Source organism: Marinobacter flavimaris (assembly GCF_045057155.1).
GTDB lineage: Bacteria > Pseudomonadota > Gammaproteobacteria > Pseudomonadales > Oleiphilaceae > Marinobacter > Marinobacter manganoxydans.
Genome location: NZ_CP171359.1, coordinates 14,604 through 32,981 on the forward strand (window position 1 = coordinate 14,604; position 18,378 = coordinate 32,981).

Genomic DNA, 18,378 nt, shown 5'->3' on the forward strand with positions numbered 1-18,378 from the left:
TGCCCATGCATGTCATTTATGGGGGGACCTTCGACCCGGTGCATCATGGCCATCTCAGGCTTGCGCTGGAAATCAGCGATCGTCTTGGCGTGGATTACGTCAGCCTGGTGCCCTGTCATATTCCGCCGCACCGGGGGCAAACCGGGGCGTCTTCCAGTCAGCGCCTGGAGTTGTTGAGGCTGGCAGTGGCCGGTGAGCCCCAGTTGCGGATTGACGACCGTGAGCTCTCACGGGAAGGAGCGTCCTACACCGCCGATACCCTTCGCCAACTCCGGGCCGAGCTTAGCCCGGATGAACCCCTGGTGATGGTGGTTGGCACGGACGCATTTGCTGGCTTCGATCGCTGGCGGGAATGGCAGCAGATTCCGGGTCTGGCGCATGTGGTTGTGGTCCGTCGGCCGGGCCCGGCATTGGATCCATCCTCCGAACCGGCCCGATTGCTGGCAGAGCGTGGTGTGGAAAGCCCGGAGGCCCTGCATGACAGCCCCTGCGGCTGCGTTCTCGAGCTGGATCCACCCTTGCTGGATGTTTCCGCGACCGGTATTCGGGAGCGTATCGGTGACGGCCGTTCGCCACGCTATCTGGTGCCTGACTCGGTCTGGACAGAAATTCGCCGCCAGGGGCTCTATGGAGCATGCCCTGACGGGAACTTTTAGTGCTACAATCGCGTCTGAATATGACATTTCGGGCGGCCATACCGGCAAACGCCCGTCCAACAGGGTGATTATGCAGGCAGAGCAACTGAAAGATCTGGTAATTAATGCGCTTGAGGATGTGAAAGCACAGGACATCAGCGTGATCGATGTCCGTGACCGCACCAGTGTCACCGACTTCATGGTTCTGGCATCCGGAACGTCCAACCGACATGTAAAATCCCTGGCAGACTCCGTCGTGGTCGAAGCGAAGGAGAAGGGCGTGCGCGCGAGCAATGTTGAAGGTGCCGGCGTCAGCGACTGGATTCTCGTGGATCTGGGCGATGTGGTTGTTCACGTCATGATGCCTGCCACACGAGAATTTTACGATCTGGAGCGCTTCTGGCGTGATGCTCCGGATCTTGGTGTTGCGGGCAGCGAATAATCATGCGGTTACGCCTGATCTGTGTGGGGCAGAAAATGCCCGACTGGGTCAGTACCGGATTCGGAGATTACGCCCGCCGCATGCCGCCGGAGCTACCCGTGGAACTGGTTGAAATCCCCGTCGCCCATCGGGGCAAGAATCCCGATATCCCCAGGCTGATGCAGCGAGAAAGTGACGCCATTCTGGCGGCCACCGGCGCGAAAGACCGGGTCATCGCGCTGGAGGTTGGTGGGCGGCCGTGGTCGACCGAAAAGCTTGCGGCGCAGCTGGAGAACTGGCAACAGGATGGCCGGGACGTCAGCTTTCTGGTGGGCGGCCCGGATGGCCTCGCCGACGATTGCCGCAAACGGGCCGACCAGCAATGGTCGCTGTCGCCCCTGACCCTGCCTCATCCCCTGGTCCGTATTGTTCTGGCAGAGCAGCTCTACCGGGCCTGGTCGATCACCCGCAATCACCCGTATCACCGGGCCTAGGGGGACGTTATGCCATGGGGTGAGTTCAAGGATACGGCAGCGGAACGCCGGCTGTTCCAGCGGCGGAGCCTGGTCATGCTGGTGCTTGTCATGCTCGCTATCGGTGGCCTGATTGCCCGGATGTACCAGCTTCAGGTCGTGGAACATGAGATATACACCACGCTCTCAGACAAGAATCGCGTCCAGGTCCAGTCCGTGCCTCCTCCCCGGGGGCTGGTATACGACCGCAATAACACCCTGCTGGCGGAGAACCGCCCCGTTTTCAGTGTGACGCTTGTGCCCGAGCGGGTACAGGGCATGGACGATACCCTGGCGCAGCTTGACGCGATCCTGGAGATCTCCGAGGAAGACCGCGAACGGTTTCAGCGTCGGCTTCAGGAGCCCCGCCGACCCTTCCAGGAAATCCCCCTTCGCTATGACCTGAATGAGCAGGAGATGGCACGCCTCGCCGTGCATCGCCACGAGCTTCCGGGCGTCGAGGTCAAGGCTGAGCTGGTACGGTATTACCCCCACAGTGAGCTGACGGCCCATGCCCTGGGATTTGTCGGGCGCATCAATCGGGATGAGTTGCAGAGGATCGATCCGGTCAACTACGCAGGCACCAACTACATCGGCAAGTCGGGCATTGAGCGGTTCTACGAGGAAATCCTCCACGGCCAGGTCGGCTACCAGCATGTCGAAACCAATGCCCGTGGCCGGACTCTCAGGGTTCTGGAACGTGAGAACCCGGTTCCCGGGGAGGATCTGCAACTGCATCTGGATCTCAGGCTGCAACAGCGTGCCCACGAGCTTCTTGATGGTCGTCGGGGCGCCATCATTGCCATAGAACCGGATACCGGCGGCATTCTCGCGCTGGCCAGCGTGCCGGGGTTTGACGCCAACAAATTCGTCACCGGTATCAGCGTCAACGATTATCGGGAATTGAGCGACAGCAAAGACAAGCCCCTGTTCAACCGTGCCTTGCGCGGTCAGTACCCGCCAGGCTCAACGCTCAAGCCCATGCTTGCGGTCGCGGCCCTCGACAGTGGCGCGACCACCCGGGATTACACCATCTGGGATCCGGGGCATTTCCGGCTGAATCAGGGTGGCCGGGTCTGGCGCGACTGGAAGCGGACGGGGCACGGCTGGGTCGATCTCAAGGACGCTGTGGCCGAATCCTGTGACGTCTACTTCTACGAGGCGGCGGTCGAAATGGGCGTGGATACCATGCACAGCTACCTGTCTCATTTTGGCTTCGGGGAAGACGCGACGCTTGATGTCTCCGGGGCCCTGAGCGGCTTGCTTCCTTCCAGAGACTGGAAAAGGGCAGTGCGCAATGAACCCTGGTATCCGGGAGATTCCGTGAACCTGGGTATCGGCCAGGGCTTCATGTTGGCAACACCGTTGCAACTGGCGACAGCGACCGCCCTAATCGCCAATCGAGGCGAGTGGGTCGAGCCGAGGTTACTGAAAGATATCAAGGGGGATCGCCCGGTCGAGGAGTTCTTACCCGCCGAAACCCACGAGCCGCTCAAGTTGAAGAACCCGGACGACTGGGAGTATGTGGTGGAAACCATGGTTGAAGTCATGCACGGAGCGAAGGGTACTGCCCGGGGTGCTGGCCGTGGTGCCCCCTACAAGATGGCAGGCAAGACAGGAACTGCCCAGGTCTTCAGTCTGGCCGAGGATGAAGAATACGATGAGGAAGAAATCCGTGAGCGGCTTCGGGATCATGCGCTTTTCGTGGGTTTTGCGCCGGTAGATAACCCGAAAATTGCCGTCGCCGTTATTGTCGAGAACGGCGGCAGCGGCAGTGGCACCGCGGCACCGGTCGCGCGGGCGCTGTTTGACTCCTGGTTGCTGGATTATGGCCAGGGGGATAGCGCATTGGTCAGTGGTGTCGGCGAGGTGGCTGACTGATGGCGTTCAAGGCGTTACTGGATTCAACCGCAAGCAACCCTCTTGGCCGGCACCGGAGCATCTGGACAGCGCTGCATCTGGATCCAATCCTGTTGCTGCTGTTACTCCTGCTGGTTTCCGGCGGGCTGTTCGTACTCTACAGCGGTGCCGACCGGAACCTTGAGGTCGTCAAGGCCCAGGGCATCCGGCTGGGCGTGGCGTTTGTCGTGATGCTGGTATTTGCCCAGCTGGATCCCTCGGTGTTTCGCCGTTGGGCGCCGTGGCTCTACGGCGCCGGTATTGTGGCCCTGATTGCGGTTCTGCTGGTGGGCGTTGGTGCCAAGGGTGCGCAACGATGGCTGGCTATTCCGGGACTTCCGCGTTTCCAGCCATCGGAATTGATGAAGCTGGTGGTTCCCATGATGGCGGCCTGGTATCTGTCCAGGCATTTCCTGCCGCCCAGATTCCGGCATGTGACCGTCGGGCTGGCGATCGTTCTGGTGCCCATGGTCATGATCATGCAGCAGCCGGACCTGGGGACCTCGCTGCTGGTCGGCATGGCCGGTATCTTCGTGGTGTTTTTTGCGGGCATCAGCTGGAAACTGATCACGGCGTTCGTGGCCATGGTGTCCGTTTCGGCCCCGCTGATGTGGTTCTTCGTCATGAGGGAATACCAGAAACAGCGTGTGCTGACGCTTCTGGACCCTCAGAGTGACCCCCTTGGCGCCGGCTGGAACATCATCCAGTCCAAGACCGCCATCGGTTCCGGTGGCGTGGATGGCAAGGGCTGGCTTCAGGGAACCCAGTCGCACCTGGAGTTTCTGCCAGAGAGCCATACCGACTTCATCGTTGCAGTGCTGGCTGAAGAGTTCGGGTTCGTGGGCATGCTGATCCTGATGACGGTGTATTTCCTGATCATACTGCGGTGTCTGTATATTGCCGCGACGGCCCAGGATTCATTCAGCCGCCTTCTCGCGGGTGCGCTCACCATGACGTTCTTCATCTACATCTTCGTAAATGTCGGGATGGTAAGTGGACTTTTGCCAATCGTTGGTGTGCCATTGCCCCTGATCAGCTACGGTGGGACATCGGGGGTCACCCTGATGGCAGCCTTTGGTGTTTTGATGTCGATTCATACCCATCGGCGAATGATTGGCGCCTGATTCGGTCAATCAAACCATGGCCACAGGGTAATGGTGATTCCGTCGGAGAACCCGTTACAATGAAGGCTGGACCACCTGGAACCTGATACCGGTCGCCAGTGTAGTCAAGAGGAATTCCGGACAGTGAACTGCAAGCCCTCATTCTCCCTCCTGCTGTCGGTGGTTGTGTCGCTGATACTCGGCGGCTGCGCGTCGGCCCCGGAAACGGACCATTCGTCCCGCTATACCCTGGCAACCGACAGGGCCCCTTCGGGTAACTTCGATGTGTCCGGTCTTGACGATGCGGTTCCGGTTTACGAGGCCCCCAGGAGGGCGGGCAATAAATCGCCCTACCAGGTCTGGGGCAAGCAGTACCACGTGCTCGACAGCAACGACGGTTATGTCGCCCGGGGTACGGCGAGCTGGTACGGCGAGAAATTTCATGGCCACAAGACCTCCAACGGCGAAACCTTTAACATGTACACCATGTCCGCCGCGCACAAATCCCTGCGGATCCCCGGCTATGCACGTGTAACGAACCTTGATAACGGTCGCTCGGTGATTGTCCGTGTCAACGACCGCGGTCCCTTTCACAGCGACAGGATCATCGACCTGTCATACGCCGCTGCCAAGAAGCTGGGGTACCAGGCCAGGGGCACGGCCCGTGTGGAGGTGGCTGCCATCACCGTCAGGCCGGATGGCGCCATGTTCATTGCCGGCGAGCCTTATTCCCCGGGAGATCCGGCCGGATACGCTGAAAGCCGGGTGGAGGCAAGCGGTGACATGGCCATGACCAACCGGTCATTGTTTGTGCAGCTGGGGTCCTTCAGCAGCCGGGATCCGGCTGAAAAACTGCTCAGCCAGGTGAGGGCGGTGCTGGAGAACCCGATGCGCGTTCGGGCAGTGGATACCTCCGCGGGGCGCTTCCATCGGGTCCAGGTGGGCCCCTTCAATGACGAAGACAGCGCCAGGCGTACCCAAAGCCTGCTGGAAGCCCGTGGTTTCGATCAGTCCATCCTGCTGACCGATACGCACTGAATAAGCCGAACACGACATATTTAAAAAAATACACTTAACGACGAATGAATGGACCCATGGCCTTAAACTCTGCTTTTCGAACTCTCTCCGTTGTCCTTGTGCTGATGCTTGCCCTGACAGGCAAGGCAATGTCCCAGTCGGTGCTGATTCCGTCGCCGCCGCAGATTGCCGGCAGCTCCTACGTGTTGATGGATCCCAAGAGCGGACGGATCATCATGGAGGAGAATAGCCACGAGCGTTTGCCTCCGGCCAGTCTGACCAAAATGATGACGGCCTATATTGTCGAGCGTGAGCTTGATGAGGGCCGCATTGCCATGTCCGACATGGTTCCCATCAGCGTCAATGCCTGGAAGACCGAAGGTTCGCGCACCTTCGTTCGGGAAGGCACCCAGGTTTCGGTCGAAGATCTGCTCAGGGGGGTCATCATTCAGTCGGGCAACGACGCCTCTGTTGCCCTGGCGGAATTCGTTGCAGGCAGTGAAGGAGCCTTCGTTGACATCATGAACCAGCAGGCCCAGCTGCTGGGAATGAAAGACACCAATTTTGTGAACGCGACCGGCCTGCCCTCGCCGGAGCATTTCTCAACAGCGTATGACCTGGCGATGCTGGCCCGCGCGATCATCAACGATTACCCGGAGAACTATCCGCTCTACGCTGAAAAACATTTCACCTACAACAACATTCGCCAGCCGAACCGGAACAGTCTGCTCTGGCGCGATGACAGTGTCGACGGCCTGAAAACAGGCCATACCGAGGAGGCGGGTTATTGCCTTGTTGCCTCTGCCAAACGCAACGACACCCGTTTTATTGCCGTGGTTATGGGCACCAACAGTTCAGAAGCACGGGCCCAGGAAATCCAGAAAATGCTGAACTACGGCTTCCGCTACTATGAGAGCGAACGCCTGTTCCGGTCAGGCCAGGAGCTCATCGAAGCCCGTGTCTGGGGCGGTCAGGCTGATCAGCTCTCCGTTGGCATGACTGAGGATGTCTACGTGACCATTCCACGGGGTTCACGAAACGATCTGGAATCGACGGTCGACCTTGATTCTGTGATTAAGGCACCCATTAAAGTTGGGGACGAGCTGGGACGGGTGAAGGTCTCCTATAACGGCGAGGTACTGGTTGATCAGCCGGTGTTGGCCCTGACCGAGGTTCCCGAAGGTGGCTTTTTCAAACGCATCTGGGACGCCATCAAGCTCTTTTTCATTCAGTTATTTCAGTAAGGTGATGTTGATCCCGGGGAGTAAAACGGCATGAGTGAGCCGAAAGCACCAAAAATTGAGTTTCCTTGCGACTATGTGATCAAGGTGATTGGCAATGCGGCCCCGGATTTCACCGAGTTCGTGGTCGAGGTTGTGGAGCAGCATGCCCCCGGAATCAGCGAGACCGATATCACCGTTAACGACAGCAGCAAAGGCCGTTTTTCCTCGGTTCAACTGAAGATTGTGGCCACGGGTGAAGCGCAACTGAAGGCCCTGTTCGAGGATCTCAAGGCCAGTGGCCGCGTACACATGGTGCTCTGAGCCCGATGCCTGACCTGATTGTCCGATCCCTGGGTGAGCAGCCCTATCTGGAAACCTGGGAGGCCATGAAAGCCTTCACCGCTGACCGCGATGACAGTGTGGCGGATGAACTCTGGTGTTTGCAGCATCCGCGGGTTTATACCCAGGGCCAGGCGGGGAAGGCCGAACATATTCTTGCCCCGGGCGACATCCCGGTGATCCCGGTGGATCGGGGCGGGCAGGTGACCTACCACGGTCCCGGCCAGCTCGTGATTTACCTGATGATCAATCTGACTCGCAAAAAACTTGGTGTACGTTCTCTGGTGGACGAGATCGAACAGGCCATCGTCCGCACGCTTGCAGAATTGGGCGTTGAGGCCGCTCCGAGACCGGACGCCCCGGGCGTTTACGTGGGCGACGCCAAGATTGCCTCGCTCGGACTGAGGGTTCGCCGGGGTTGTTCCTTTCATGGCCTGGCGCTGAATGTGGATATGGACATGGAGCCTTTTCAGCGCATAAACCCCTGCGGCTACGCCGGAATGGCCATGTGTCAGGTTCGCGACTTTGTTCCCGGTGTGACACTGGCTGACGTGCAGCGGAGGTTGTCGCAGCAGCTGGTCAGTGGCCTGGCTCACCACGATGTCGATTTCCGCGAGGGCTGGTAGCTCAGGCCGCGGCTTCATTCTCGTAACCGCATGCGCGGTTACGTCCCTCGGATTTCGCCCGATACAGGGCTTCGTCTGACCGCTGCAGCAGGCGATCGATGGATTCCGAGCCACGGATCGACGCCACCCCCACACTGATGGTTGCCTGAATCGGGCCCTTCTCCGTGCTTACGGATCTGGCGGCAAAAGCTTCACGGATCCGGTTTGCGGATGCCAGCGCCTCCCCGGTATTGGTTTCGGGCAGCAGAACCAGGTACTCCTCACCGCCCCATCGGGCCAGCGTATCAACTTTGCGGCATTGTTCCCGAAGGGTCCTGGCCACCAGAATGATCAATTCGTCACCCACATGGTGCCCATAGTTGTCGTTAACGCTCTTGAACAGGTCAATGTCCATCAGCAGCACCGAAAAGGGCCGGGCGTTGCGAAGATAGCGCTGATACTCGATGTCCAGTTGCTCAAGCGCTTCGCGGCGATTGGCCAGGCCGGTCAGGGCATCGTGCTTGGCGGCATACTCGAATTCCGCGGCCAGCTTCAGCAACCCCAGCTTGCTGCGTCGACGGCTCTGGTCAAGGATGTAACAGGTGACCATTTCAAAACCCAGCACCGCTATCATGGTGATTCTGAAACTGGTGCTGTGCGGCGGATCGAACAGGAAATCCCCCAGTGGGCTGAAAAGGAAGATGACGGCGGCGAACCCGCCACAGCAGGCGAGCACCCCAACCCGGGATTCGCTGATGTAGAAAATGATGGGCGGGTAGGCAAACAACCAGATAATGGCGGAACCGTCCTCTACCGCGTTGATAGCCAGGTAGGTGAACAGCACCGTAATCAGGGTTATGAAGCCGCGACGCTGCAGGGTCTTGTTACCGAAGAGCAGGTAGCTCACAGAGTTGACGGCAAGAAGAACGGCGAAGCCAACCAGTAGTGGCGGCGTGATCGGGTCGTTCTGCAGGCTGGAGCGCCAGGCAAAGAAACAGAGCAGGGGCACGGCAACAGCGGTCAGCCAGTTGATCAGGATCGGGACAGGAATCTCGCCCTTGACCCGGAACTGCGACAGCTCCGTATCCGGCGTTTTTCTTGCGGATTGCGGCATTTTCAGATCTTGTTGTTGTGATAGTCGTTGTTGGACCTTACGTATCTAGAAATACTAGACCGGTTTCCCGGCGGAAACTGTGTCGAAACGTAAACGATCCGGTTGTGCAGATGTAAACCGGCAACGGGGCTGGCGCATTGGCCCCGTGGCCGCGGCAGGCCGGTCGACTCGGTTAGGTCAGCTCCCCTGACTATCCGTATAATGGTGTAAGCCGCCAAACGTGGTGAAATTCTCTGATCCGAACAGGTCACTATGTCTTCCAGACGTTCAGGAAATTCGGTTTCCCGCATCAAGACAGGCAGTTTCGAGCGCAGGCTGAGTCTGACCCGTGCCGGGTTGTTTGCCGGTACCCGTATGGCCTCACATATGGCAACCAACTGGTTCAGCACTCGGGAAAATCGGGAAAAACGTCACCGCGCCATGCTTTCGAGCCAGGCCCGGTTCCTGGTGGATGAACTGGGCAAGTTAAAGGGCAGCGTGGTCAAGATTGGCCAGGTTATGGCTCTGTACGGCGAGCATTTTTTGCCCGAGGAAGTCACCGAAGCGCTCCACACCCTGGAAGATCAGACCACTTCTCTGGAATGGCCGGCTATCGAGCGTGTGCTGAAAGACGAGCTGGGCGCGGAGCGTCTGGCGCAACTGGATGTAGAGCCCGAGCCTATTGGCGCTGCATCGCTGGGGCAGGTCCACCGGGCCTGGCGCCGCAGTGACGGCCTGGAGCTGGTGCTGAAGGTGCAATACCCGGGCGTTGCCGACGCGGTAGACAGCGACCTGAATGCTGTCGCCCAGTTGCTGCGAGTGGCCAGGCTGGTCAGTTTTGGCCCCGAGTTCAATGACTGGCTGGAGGAAGTCCGGCAGATGATGCATCGGGAGGTGGACTATCGCCTTGAGGCGAAGACCACCGAGAAATTCCGCAACATGCTGGCATCGGATCCGAGGTTCATTGTGCCCAGGGTCCTGCCGGAGTTTTCAACCGAGCACGTTATCTGTTCAACATACGAGCACGGGCATTCGGTCAGTTCCCAGTCGGTCAGGGACCTCCCGCTGGATCGTCGCAGTGCCCTTGGCAAGGCCGCCCTGGAGCTGTTTTTCCGGGAATTGTTCATCTGGGGCGAAATACAGACCGATCCCAATTTCGGCAACTACCGCATCCGGATTGCCGGGGAGGAAGGGGATGACCCGGGGTACGACCGTATCGTCCTCCTCGATTTCGGCGCCGTGCAGTCCTACTCGGACGAGTTTCTCAAACCGGTCATCCAGATGATCAAGGCATCCTACGAGAACGATCTCGATGCGGTAATCGATGGTGGCGTGAAGCTGCGTTTCATGAGCACCGAGTGGCCGGAGGAGGTACTGGAGAAGTTTGGCCAGGTCTGCATGTCGGTGCTTGAACCGCTCTCCAGCGACAAGGATTCCTGGCCGGACTATGCAGTGAACAGCCATGGCCACTATCGTTGGAAACAGAGTGAACTGCCGTCCCGGGTGGCGCGTCAGGCGGCCCGGTCGGCGATCAGTCGCTATTTCCGGGTGCCCCCGAAGGAGTTCGTGTTCCTTAACCGTAAACTGATCGGGGTCTACACCTTCGTTGCGGTTCTGAATTCCGAATTTAACGGCGAGCCGCTGCTTCGAAAATACCTCTACGGTGAAGGTGACGATGCACCGGACGCCTCCGCGACGAGCCAGAGCACAAAGGCGTAGCGGGCACCCTTGCCAATTCCTACCAGTATCACAAAATTGAGCCACGGCACGCGCATGATCCCGCCAACCAGGGTCAGCGCGTCGCCGCCCAGAGGCAGCCAGCCCATCAGCAGAGACCATTGGCCATATCGGTTAAAGCGGTTCCTCGCCTTGTGCAATTGCATCTCGCTGATCGGAAACCAGGGTTTATGCTTAAAGCGATCTACCTGCCGGCCGATAACTCCGTTAACGACCGAGCCCAGCGTGTTACCCAGTGTTGCCCAGAACCACAGCCACCACCAGGAGTAACCCTGTGTTATCAGCGTGCCCAGCAGAACTTCCGAGTAAGCGGGCAGCAGCGTGGCAGCGGCGAACGCGGTCAGAAATAGCGTCAGGTAGGCCACCGGCCCCTCCGTGCTCTAAAATAGAATGAACCCCCAACTCCCCGCAGGTCCGCCTTCACCATGAAACAGTTATCGCTCCGCTTCAAGCTCTACGCCCTCGTTGTGTCCCTGCTTCTGATAATGGGCATCAGTATCGTGGTGACTGCCCAGCTGTCTCTCGGAGCCATGGAGAAGAGGTTGAGTGTCGAGACCCGGGATACGGTGCAGGGCATTGTAATGGATCAGCTCAGCGCAACCGCTGGCAAGTTCGGCGAGCTGGTCAGTGGTCAGTTTGCAACTGCCTTTCGGACCCCGGAAGTCGTCCGCAATGTTATTACCCGCAATATTCAGTCCGACAGTTCCGGTCGAATCAGCAGGACGGCCCTGCAGGAGACTGTTGGCGCCGTGCTTGAGGAGCAGAAAAGTCTGAGCTCGATATACGCACAGTTCGAGCCGGATGGCTATGACGGGCAGGATCGCTATTTCACCGGTGGTGTTGAGGAGCACAGCAGCGACGAGGGCACCCTGGAAATCTATTACTACCGGGATCCGGGGGGCAAGGTTCACTTCAGCCGCACCGAGGACCCGGCTACGAAGTATCTGGATAGCCTGAACGAATTCGGGATTCGGGAAGCCGAGTGGTATCTGTGCTCGCGGGACACCAGGGCACCCTGCATCATGGAGCCCTATGATTACGAAATCAGTGAGGGCTATTCCGAGCTGATGACCAGCCTGGTGGTTCCGATTCTGGACGACGGAGCATTCGCCGGCGTGGTGGGCGTCGATATCAATCTCTCGACACTGCAAAGAACCATTTCTGGTGTCAGCAAGGAACTGTTTGACGGCAAGTCCAGGGTCACGCTGATCAGCGAGCAGGGTCTTATCGCGGCATCCAGTCATTATGAGGCTCATCTTGGTCGGCCCCTCCGGGAGGCGTTGCCGGAGCATGGCGATACCTTCTCGGGACTGCATCAGGGTGGGGGGACCTTCGATGACGGCCAGACCCTGGCCGTGGCCTATCCCGTCGAAATCAGTCTGCCCGATGCCGAGTGGTCGTTGTTGATTGAACTGCCAAGAGATGCCGCGCTTGCCAGCGTTTCCGAAATCACGGGCCTGCTGTCAGACGAAGTGGCCGCGACCGCGACCCGCCAGACCCTGGTAGGCATCGGTGTCGTGGTTCTCGCTGTTGTTGCCCTTGTTCTCCTGGTCCGCTCGGTGACCCGCCCGCTGGATGAGATCCGGGATCGCATGAAGAACCTGGCCAGTGCCGAGGGGGACCTCACCCGTGAGCTGGAAATCGACACCCACGCCGAGCTGATCGAGCTGGCTGGCGGATTCAATGCCTTCCTGGCGAGGCTGAGAGAGATGATCAACGACCTGAAGGATGTAAACGCCAAGGTCCGCGAACAGGCCAGGGATGTCGGAAGTATTGCGGTTGAGACTGATGAGCAGACCGGCAGGCAACATCAGGACATCGACAGCGTGGTGACCGCCATGAACGAAATGTCTGTCGCTGCCGGTGAGGTCGCGGGATTTGCCGGCGAGGCGGCGGACAACGCCCGGATGGCCCAGGACGGCATCCGCTTTACCCAGGACACCTTGTCGTCCGCAGTCAACGGCGTGAGCGCGGTGGCCAATGACATGGGCGAGGCCAGCACTGCGATCGGCCAGGTGGCCAATCGCAGTGAGGACATCAACCGGATCCTGGATGTCATCCGTGGCGTCGCAGAACAGACCAACCTGCTGGCGCTTAACGCCGCCATCGAGGCGGCAAGGGCCGGTGAGCAGGGGCGCGGCTTTGCCGTTGTCGCCGATGAGGTCCGAACCCTTGCCTCCCGGACGCGGGAATCTACCGATGAAATCAGCACCATGATCGACGGTCTGAAGCAGGATGTGAACGGGGCGGTTTCGGTGATCCAGAGCGGTGTTGATCGCGCCACCTCGGCGGTGGATGGCACCCAGGAGGCGGCCCATTCCCTGGCTACGGTTGTCGAGCGGATCGGAACCATTGTCGAACACGTGACCCAGGTGGCGACCGCAGCGGAAGAGCAAAGCTCGGTGAGCGAGGAAATCAATCGCAACCTCACTCATATCGGTGACGCCGCCAACGATCTCCGGGAACTTGCTGGTCGCGTCAAAGGCAGTGGTCAGGCCCTGGACAATGAAGTGCAGGTTCTGGAGCGGGAGCTCGGTCGCCTGAGGACATGATGGGCGGCTACTATGGTGGCGATTCAAAGCATCAATTTTAAATTAGCTTATGCCGTGCCATCATTCAGCCATAGGATTTCAGTCCCGAAACATACAGTCAGAGACTTTAGGGAGGTGTTTATGGAGCAGGTCACGATTTATGGCCGCTCGAGTTGTGGTTTCTGCGTTCAGGCAAAGCGTCTGTGTGAGGCCAGGAACATTCCCTACGTCTGGGTCGATATGATCGAGAAGGGCATGAGCAAGCAGGATATCGCGGACAAGATTGGCCGGCCGGTTTATACCGTGCCGCAGATTCTGGTGGGCAACCAGTACGTGGGTGGGTTTGATCAGTTCTACGCCTACATGCGCGACCAGCAATCGGAGCTGGCCCGCTAACCATCTGCGTGTAGTGCCTGAACAATGAAAAAGCCTGACAGAGCTACTCTGTCAGGCTTTTTTGCTTTCCGGTACGCTGTTCGTTCGGTTACAGCTGGAACTCGGTCTTCAGTTTCTTCTCGGTCAGCGTGTTCTGGAGTTTGGCAACACGCGGCAGGCCGTTATCGAATGGCGGGAAACTCTCACCGGCAATCAGAGGTTCCAGGTAGTCCCGGCAGTCCTGGGTGATACCAAAGCCATCGTCGGTGATGAAGTGGATCGGCATCTTTTTCTCCTGGTTTGCCACTTCGCTCAGCGGGGCCTCACCGATCTTCCAAACGTAAGGTTTGCCCTGTTCGCGGACGATCGTGGGCATCAGAGCCTGCTTGCCGTCAAGTGCCATTTCCACGGCGGCCTTGCCAACCGCATAGGCCTGCTCCACGTCGGTGGCGGAGGCAATGTGGCGGGCACTGCGCTGAAGGTAGTCGGCAACGGCCCAGTGGTATTTATGGCCCAGGGCCTGCTTGACCATATTGGCCAGGGCCGGAGCAACACCGCCCAGCTGGGTGTGGCCAAACGCGTCCTTGGCTCCGGCGTCCGCCAGGAAGCGACCATCTTCGTACTGGGCACCTTCGGAGGCCACCACTACACAGTAGCCATATTCCTTCACACAATGATCCACGCGCTCAAGGAAGGCGTCGCGATTAAACGGGATTTCCGGGAACAGGATGACGTGGGGCGGTTCGCCCTCGCCCTGTCCGGCGAGGCCGCCGGATGCGGCAATCCAGCCGGCGTGGCGACCCATGACTTCCAGGATGAACACCTTGGTGGACGTTTCGCACATTGACTTGATGTCCAGGCTGGCTTCCAGGGTGGACGTGGCAATGTATTTGGCAACCGAACCGAAGCCCGGGCAGCAGTCGGTGAACGGCAGATCGTTGTCCACGGTCTTGGGCACGCCGATGCAGGTAATGGGGTAGCCCATCTTGTCGGCGATCTGGGAAACCTTGTAGGCGGTGTCCTGTGAATCCCCACCGCCGTTATAGAAGAAGTAGCCAATGTCGTGGGCCCGGAACACCTCAATCAGGCGTTCGTACTCGCGCCGGTTCTCGGAAATGTTCTTGAGCTTGTGACGGCAGGAGCCGAAGGCGCCGCCCGGGGTGTGAATCAGTGCCTGGATGGCATCGTCGCTTTCGAGGCTAGTATCAATCAGTTCTTCCTTCAGCGCCCCGATAATGCCGTTGCGTCCGGCAAACACCTTGCCGATTTTGTCCGGATGCTTGCGGGCGGTCTGGATGACGCCACAGGCACTGGCATTGATGACGGCGGTGACACCGCCGGACTGAGCGTAGAATGCATTCTTGATGGCCATCTCGGGCTGGAGCCTCCTGCTGGTTCGACAATGGCGCAGATGATACGCCAATCGACGGCAATTTTCATGAGCAGGATTGCGGATAGCGTGGCTCTTGACGGGGTGGGGCGGATACGGGAGGCTTGTCGGGTTTCAACTCAGAGGGCAGTTGCCGAATGCACATTCATATCCTCGGAATCTGTGGCACTTTCATGGGCAGCCTGGCCGTTCTGGCCCGGGAACTCGGCCATACGGTGACAGGCTCCGATCAGGGTGTTTATCCACCCATGAGCACCCAGCTGGAGGCTCAGGGTATCAGTCTGATGGAAGGGTATAGCCCGGATCACCTGGAGCCGAAACCGGACCTGGTGCTCATCGGTAACGCCATGTCCCGCGGCAATCCGGAAGTCGAAGCAGTGCTCAACCGCAATATCGACTACATGTCCGGGCCCGAGTGGCTGAGCCGCGAGGTGCTCAGGCACCGTTGGGTCATGGCGGTAGCCGGTACCCACGGCAAGACCACAACCACGTCCATGCTGCTCTGGATCCTGGATCAGGCCGGGTTTGAACCGGGCTATCTGGTGGGCGGTGTTCCCCGGGACTTTCACGTGTCGGCGCGTCTGGGCAACAGTGACTTTTTTGTAATCGAAGCAGACGAGTACGACAGCGCCTTTTTCGACAAGCGCTCCAAGTTCGTCCATTACCGCCCCCATACCCTGATCCTGAATAATCTGGAATTTGATCACGCCGATATCTTCGAAAACGTCGAGGCCATCGAGCGGCAGTTTCATCATCTGGTCCGGACCGTCCCTTCCCAGGGCCTGATTATCCGTCCCGCGGTGGATGGCCACCTGGACAATGCCCTGGCACTGGGTTGTTGGAGCCCGGTCCAAGACACCGCCATTGGCAGCGAGACCCCGCGCATGTCGGACTGGCGGGCCGAGCTGCTATCGGAGGATGGCAGCCGGTTTCTTGTGATTCACCACGAACAGCCGGTGGCAACGCTGAAGTGGGATCAGACCGGTCTTCATAACGTCCGCAATGCTCTTGCTGCCATTGCTGCCGCCCGCCACGTGGGCGTCACCCCAGACCATGCGGTGGCCGCCCTGTGCCGGTTCTCCGGCGTCAAACGGCGGATGGAGTTGCTGGCGGACATAGACGGGGTGCGCGTATACGACGACTTTGCCCACCACCCCACGGCCATTGCCACCACACTTGAGGGCTTGCGCAACCAGGTGGGTGATGAGCCTATCCTGGCATTGATTGAGCCGCGCTCGAACACCATGAAGCAGGGCGTCCACCAGCAGACACTGCTGCCCAGCGCGGAAATCGCGGACCGGGTTCTGTGGGCGAACCTGAATGACATGGAGTGGCTGCCCGAACTGATTGCCGGTTGGCAGGCGCTGAATGCCGGTTCCGATCGACACCGGGTGGAGGCTACAGTGGAAGATTTGCTGGCGCGCACCCTGGAAGATCTTCCCAGCCCCTGCCACATTGTGATCATGAGCAACGGCGGCTTTGGTGGTATTCACGGGAAACTTATTGCCGAGCTTGAGCGTATCCGTGGCTGATCCGGCGCAACCGGCGACTCCCCCTGACTGACAAGTGGCGATATTCATGACCAACGACCATAACCGGCCAACGACCGTTAACCTGGCCTTCACTGGCGCGTCCGGTGCCCAGTATGGCCTGCGCCTGTTGCAGTGCCTGGTCTCAGCAGGCTGCCGGGTGAATGTGATGGTCAGCCGGGCTGCGCAGGTGGTGATCGCCACGGAAAACGATCTGAAACTGCCGGGAACGCCGCCGGCGATGCAGGAAACATTGTCTGCCTACTCGGGCGCTGAACCGGGGCAGGTTCTGGTGTTTGGTCGGGAAGACTGGTTTGCACCGCCGGCTTCCGGCTCCGGGGAGAAAGCGCCACTGGTGGTCTGCCCCTGTAGTACCGGAACGCTCTCGGCCCTGGCTACCGGTGCCAGTAACAACCTGATTGAGCGGGCCGGAGATGTTGCGCTGAAAGAGCGTCGCACGCTCATTCTGGTTCCCAGGGAGGCACCTTTCTCCGAGGTGCATCTGGAGAATATGCTGAAACTGACCCGCATGGGTGCCGTCATCATGCCGGCGAGCCCCGGCTTCTATCACAAGCCCCAGTCGCTCGAGGATCTGGTGGATTTTATTGTTGCCCGAATCCTTGATCATCTGAACCTGCCCCAGGACCTGATGCCCCGATGGGGCGAAGCCCGGGCCGAGGACAAGCGCAAGGGCTGAGGCTGCTCTAAGCGATGGTTTTGGCCAGCCCGATTGATGCTTTTCATCATTGAGCAAACCGGGCTCCGGGCAGAGACTTGGTGAACGACAATCACAACACAGGTTATTCACCGAGGTTCACCATGATTCCACGCACTCTCTTCGACGCCGACCTTGAAGGCTTTCGCGATTCTGTCCGCAAGTTCCTGGAGCAGGAGGCAACGCCTTACCATGATCAGTGGGAGAAAGACGGCCAGGTTAGCCGCGAGCTCTGGCAGAAAGCTGGTGAGCTGGGCTTCCTTTGCCCATGCCTGCCGGAAGAGTTTGGCGGTGTTGGCGCGGATTTCCGGTATAGCGCGGTGTTGATCGAAGAGGTAGCCAGGGCCGGCTTGACGGGCATAGGCTGGGGCCTGCACTCTGACATTGTTGCACCTTACGTGCTCAACTACGGCTCCGACGAGCTGAAAAATCATTATCTGCCCAAACTGGCCAGCGGCGAAATGATTGGCGCCATTGCCATGACGGAGCCGGGTGCCGGCTCGGACCTGCAGGGCGTGAAAACGACGGCGGTGAAAAACGGCGATCATTACGTGCTGAACGGTTCCAAGACCTTCATCACTAACGGCCAGCTTGCTGACGTGGTTATTGTTGTTGCCAAGACCGATCCTAAGGAAGGCGCCAAAGGCATCAGCCTGTTCATGGTGGAAACCGCGTGGGAAGGTTTCGAGAAAGGCCAGAACCTGAACAAGGTGGGCATGAAGGCCCAGGACACCTCAGAGCTGTTCTTCCAGGATGTGAAAGTACCTGAGAAGAATCTGATCGGCCCGGGCGAAGGCCAGGGCTTTTTCCAGCTGATGCAGGAGCTGGCAGCCGAGCGCCTTCAGGTGGCCCTGGGTGCTGTTGCCGCAGCCGAAGCCGCCTGGCAGTGGACCCTGGATTACGTCAAGGAGCGCAACGCCTTCGGAAAGCCGGTGATTGCGTTTCAGAATACCCGCTTCAAGATGGCGGAAATGAAGGCGGAAATTACCGCTGCCCGGGTGTTCACCGATCGGTGCCTGGAGCTGCATCTGGACAAGAAGCTCGACATCCCCACCGCGGCGATGCTGAAGCAGCTCACCACAGACCTGCAGTGCAAAGTGATGGATGAGTGTGTTCAACTTCACGGCGGCTACGGCTACATGTGGGAATACCCGATCGCACGGGCCTGGGCGGACTCAAGGGTGCAGCGGATCTACGCCGGCACCAATGAAATCATGAAGGAAATCGTTGCCCGTTCATTCTGAACCCTCGTCA

18 protein-coding genes are annotated in these 18,378 nt (G+C 59.2%); 15 read left to right on the top strand and 3 right to left on the bottom strand.

The genetic code is table 11. From position 1 onward, the window contains the following. The first annotated feature begins 5 nt into the window (after nt 1-5). The 9 genes from nadD to lipB all read left to right on the top strand — a co-directional run bounded on the left by nadD (nt 6) and on the right by lipB (nt 7,775). Nucleotides 6-656: a nicotinate-nucleotide adenylyltransferase gene (gene nadD, locus ACGK9W_RS00075; RefSeq protein ID WP_405418610.1), complete on the top strand. Its 651-nt coding sequence runs from the start codon at nt 6-8 to the stop codon at nt 654-656. Between the two features lie 70 nt (nt 657-726). Further along, on the top strand, nt 727-1,077 hold the full coding sequence (gene rsfS, locus ACGK9W_RS00080) for a ribosome silencing factor (RefSeq protein WP_008176434.1): 351 nt from the start codon (nt 727-729) through the stop codon (nt 1,075-1,077). Nucleotides 1,078-1,079: 2 nt separating this feature from the next. Next, complete coding sequence (gene rlmH, locus ACGK9W_RS00085; RefSeq protein ID WP_008176432.1) at nt 1,080-1,550, top strand: 23S rRNA (pseudouridine(1915)-N(3))-methyltransferase RlmH; 471 nt, start codon at nt 1,080-1,082, stop codon at nt 1,548-1,550. A gap of 9 nt (nt 1,551-1,559) precedes the next feature. Beyond that, nucleotides 1,560-3,449, top strand: a complete 1,890-nt coding sequence (mrdA, locus tag ACGK9W_RS00090; RefSeq protein WP_014576128.1) for a penicillin-binding protein 2 — start codon at nt 1,560-1,562, stop codon at nt 3,447-3,449. After that, nucleotides 3,449-4,591 (top strand): rod shape-determining protein RodA, encoded by a 1,143-nt coding sequence (gene rodA / locus ACGK9W_RS00095; protein ID WP_008176427.1) that lies wholly within the window; start codon nt 3,449-3,451, stop codon nt 4,589-4,591. Before mrdA ends, rodA begins: the two co-directional genes overlap by 1 nt. 123 nt (nt 4,592-4,714) lie before the next feature. Next, nucleotides 4,715-5,608: a septal ring lytic transglycosylase RlpA family protein gene (locus ACGK9W_RS00100; protein WP_062785635.1), complete on the top strand. Its 894-nt coding sequence runs from the start codon at nt 4,715-4,717 to the stop codon at nt 5,606-5,608. A gap of 56 nt (nt 5,609-5,664) precedes the next feature. Continuing rightward, the gene (locus ACGK9W_RS00105; protein ID WP_053114581.1) at nt 5,665-6,831 is read left to right on the top strand and encodes a D-alanyl-D-alanine carboxypeptidase family protein; all 1,167 of its coding nucleotides are present in this window, start codon (nt 5,665-5,667) and stop codon (nt 6,829-6,831) included. Between the two features lie 30 nt (nt 6,832-6,861). Then, nucleotides 6,862-7,131 carry a YbeD family protein gene (locus ACGK9W_RS00110; RefSeq protein ID WP_008176421.1) on the top strand — a complete coding sequence of 90 codons (270 nt, stop codon included), beginning with the start codon at nt 6,862-6,864 and terminating at the stop codon, nt 7,129-7,131. Between the two features lie 5 nt (nt 7,132-7,136). After that, on the top strand, nt 7,137-7,775 hold the full coding sequence (gene lipB / locus ACGK9W_RS00115) for a lipoyl(octanoyl) transferase LipB (RefSeq protein ID WP_008176418.1): 639 nt from the start codon (nt 7,137-7,139) through the stop codon (nt 7,773-7,775). Nucleotide 7,776: 1 nt separating this feature from the next. Here lipB and ACGK9W_RS00120 read toward each other — a convergent pair whose 3' ends face one another. Next, complete coding sequence (locus ACGK9W_RS00120; RefSeq protein ID WP_008176416.1) at nt 7,777-8,868, bottom strand: GGDEF domain-containing protein; 1,092 nt, start codon at nt 8,866-8,868, stop codon at nt 7,777-7,779. A gap of 252 nt (nt 8,869-9,120) precedes the next feature. On the opposite strand from ACGK9W_RS00120, the gene ACGK9W_RS00125 reads away from it, so the two are divergent. Then, nucleotides 9,121-10,566 (top strand): AarF/ABC1/UbiB kinase family protein, encoded by a 1,446-nt coding sequence (locus tag ACGK9W_RS00125; RefSeq protein ID WP_273157749.1) that lies wholly within the window; start codon nt 9,121-9,123, stop codon nt 10,564-10,566. Here ACGK9W_RS00125 and ACGK9W_RS00130 read toward each other — a convergent pair. Next, nucleotides 10,506-10,949 (bottom strand): YqaA family protein, encoded by a 444-nt coding sequence (locus ACGK9W_RS00130; protein WP_008176412.1) that lies wholly within the window; start codon nt 10,947-10,949, stop codon nt 10,506-10,508. The two genes, ACGK9W_RS00125 and ACGK9W_RS00130, sit on opposite strands and share 61 nt — an antisense overlap. 60 nt (nt 10,950-11,009) lie before the next feature. On the opposite strand from ACGK9W_RS00130, the gene ACGK9W_RS00135 reads away from it, so the two are divergent. Then, nucleotides 11,010-13,136, top strand: coding sequence for a methyl-accepting chemotaxis protein (locus ACGK9W_RS00135; RefSeq protein WP_405418615.1), 2,127 nt, complete (start codon nt 11,010-11,012; stop codon nt 13,134-13,136). Between the two features lie 120 nt (nt 13,137-13,256). Then, a complete protein-coding gene (locus tag ACGK9W_RS00140; RefSeq protein WP_008176407.1) occupies nt 13,257-13,511 on the top strand; it encodes a GrxA family glutaredoxin in 255 nt (84 codons plus the stop codon). 88 nt (nt 13,512-13,599) lie between these two features. Here ACGK9W_RS00140 and ACGK9W_RS00145 read toward each other — a convergent pair whose 3' ends face one another. Continuing rightward, the gene (locus ACGK9W_RS00145; RefSeq protein ID WP_008176405.1) at nt 13,600-14,862 is read right to left on the bottom strand and encodes a 6-phosphofructokinase; all 1,263 of its coding nucleotides are present in this window, start codon (nt 14,860-14,862) and stop codon (nt 13,600-13,602) included. A gap of 155 nt (nt 14,863-15,017) precedes the next feature. Between ACGK9W_RS00145 and mpl the strand changes: the two genes are divergently transcribed. The 3 genes from mpl (at nt 15,018) to ACGK9W_RS00160 (ending at nt 18,368) form a co-directional block, all read left to right on the top strand. After that, nucleotides 15,018-16,412, top strand: coding sequence for a UDP-N-acetylmuramate:L-alanyl-gamma-D-glutamyl-meso-diaminopimelate ligase (gene mpl, locus ACGK9W_RS00150; RefSeq protein WP_405418617.1), 1,395 nt, complete (start codon nt 15,018-15,020; stop codon nt 16,410-16,412). A 46-nt stretch (nt 16,413-16,458) separates the two neighbouring features. Then, the gene (locus tag ACGK9W_RS00155) at nt 16,459-17,106 is read left to right on the top strand and encodes a flavin prenyltransferase UbiX (RefSeq protein WP_405418619.1); all 648 of its coding nucleotides are present in this window, start codon (nt 16,459-16,461) and stop codon (nt 17,104-17,106) included. A 122-nt stretch (nt 17,107-17,228) separates the two neighbouring features. After that, nucleotides 17,229-18,368 carry an acyl-CoA dehydrogenase family protein gene (locus tag ACGK9W_RS00160; RefSeq protein ID WP_008176400.1) on the top strand — a complete coding sequence of 380 codons (1,140 nt, stop codon included), beginning with the start codon at nt 17,229-17,231 and terminating at the stop codon, nt 18,366-18,368. The last annotated feature ends 10 nt before the right edge of the window (nt 18,369-18,378 follow it).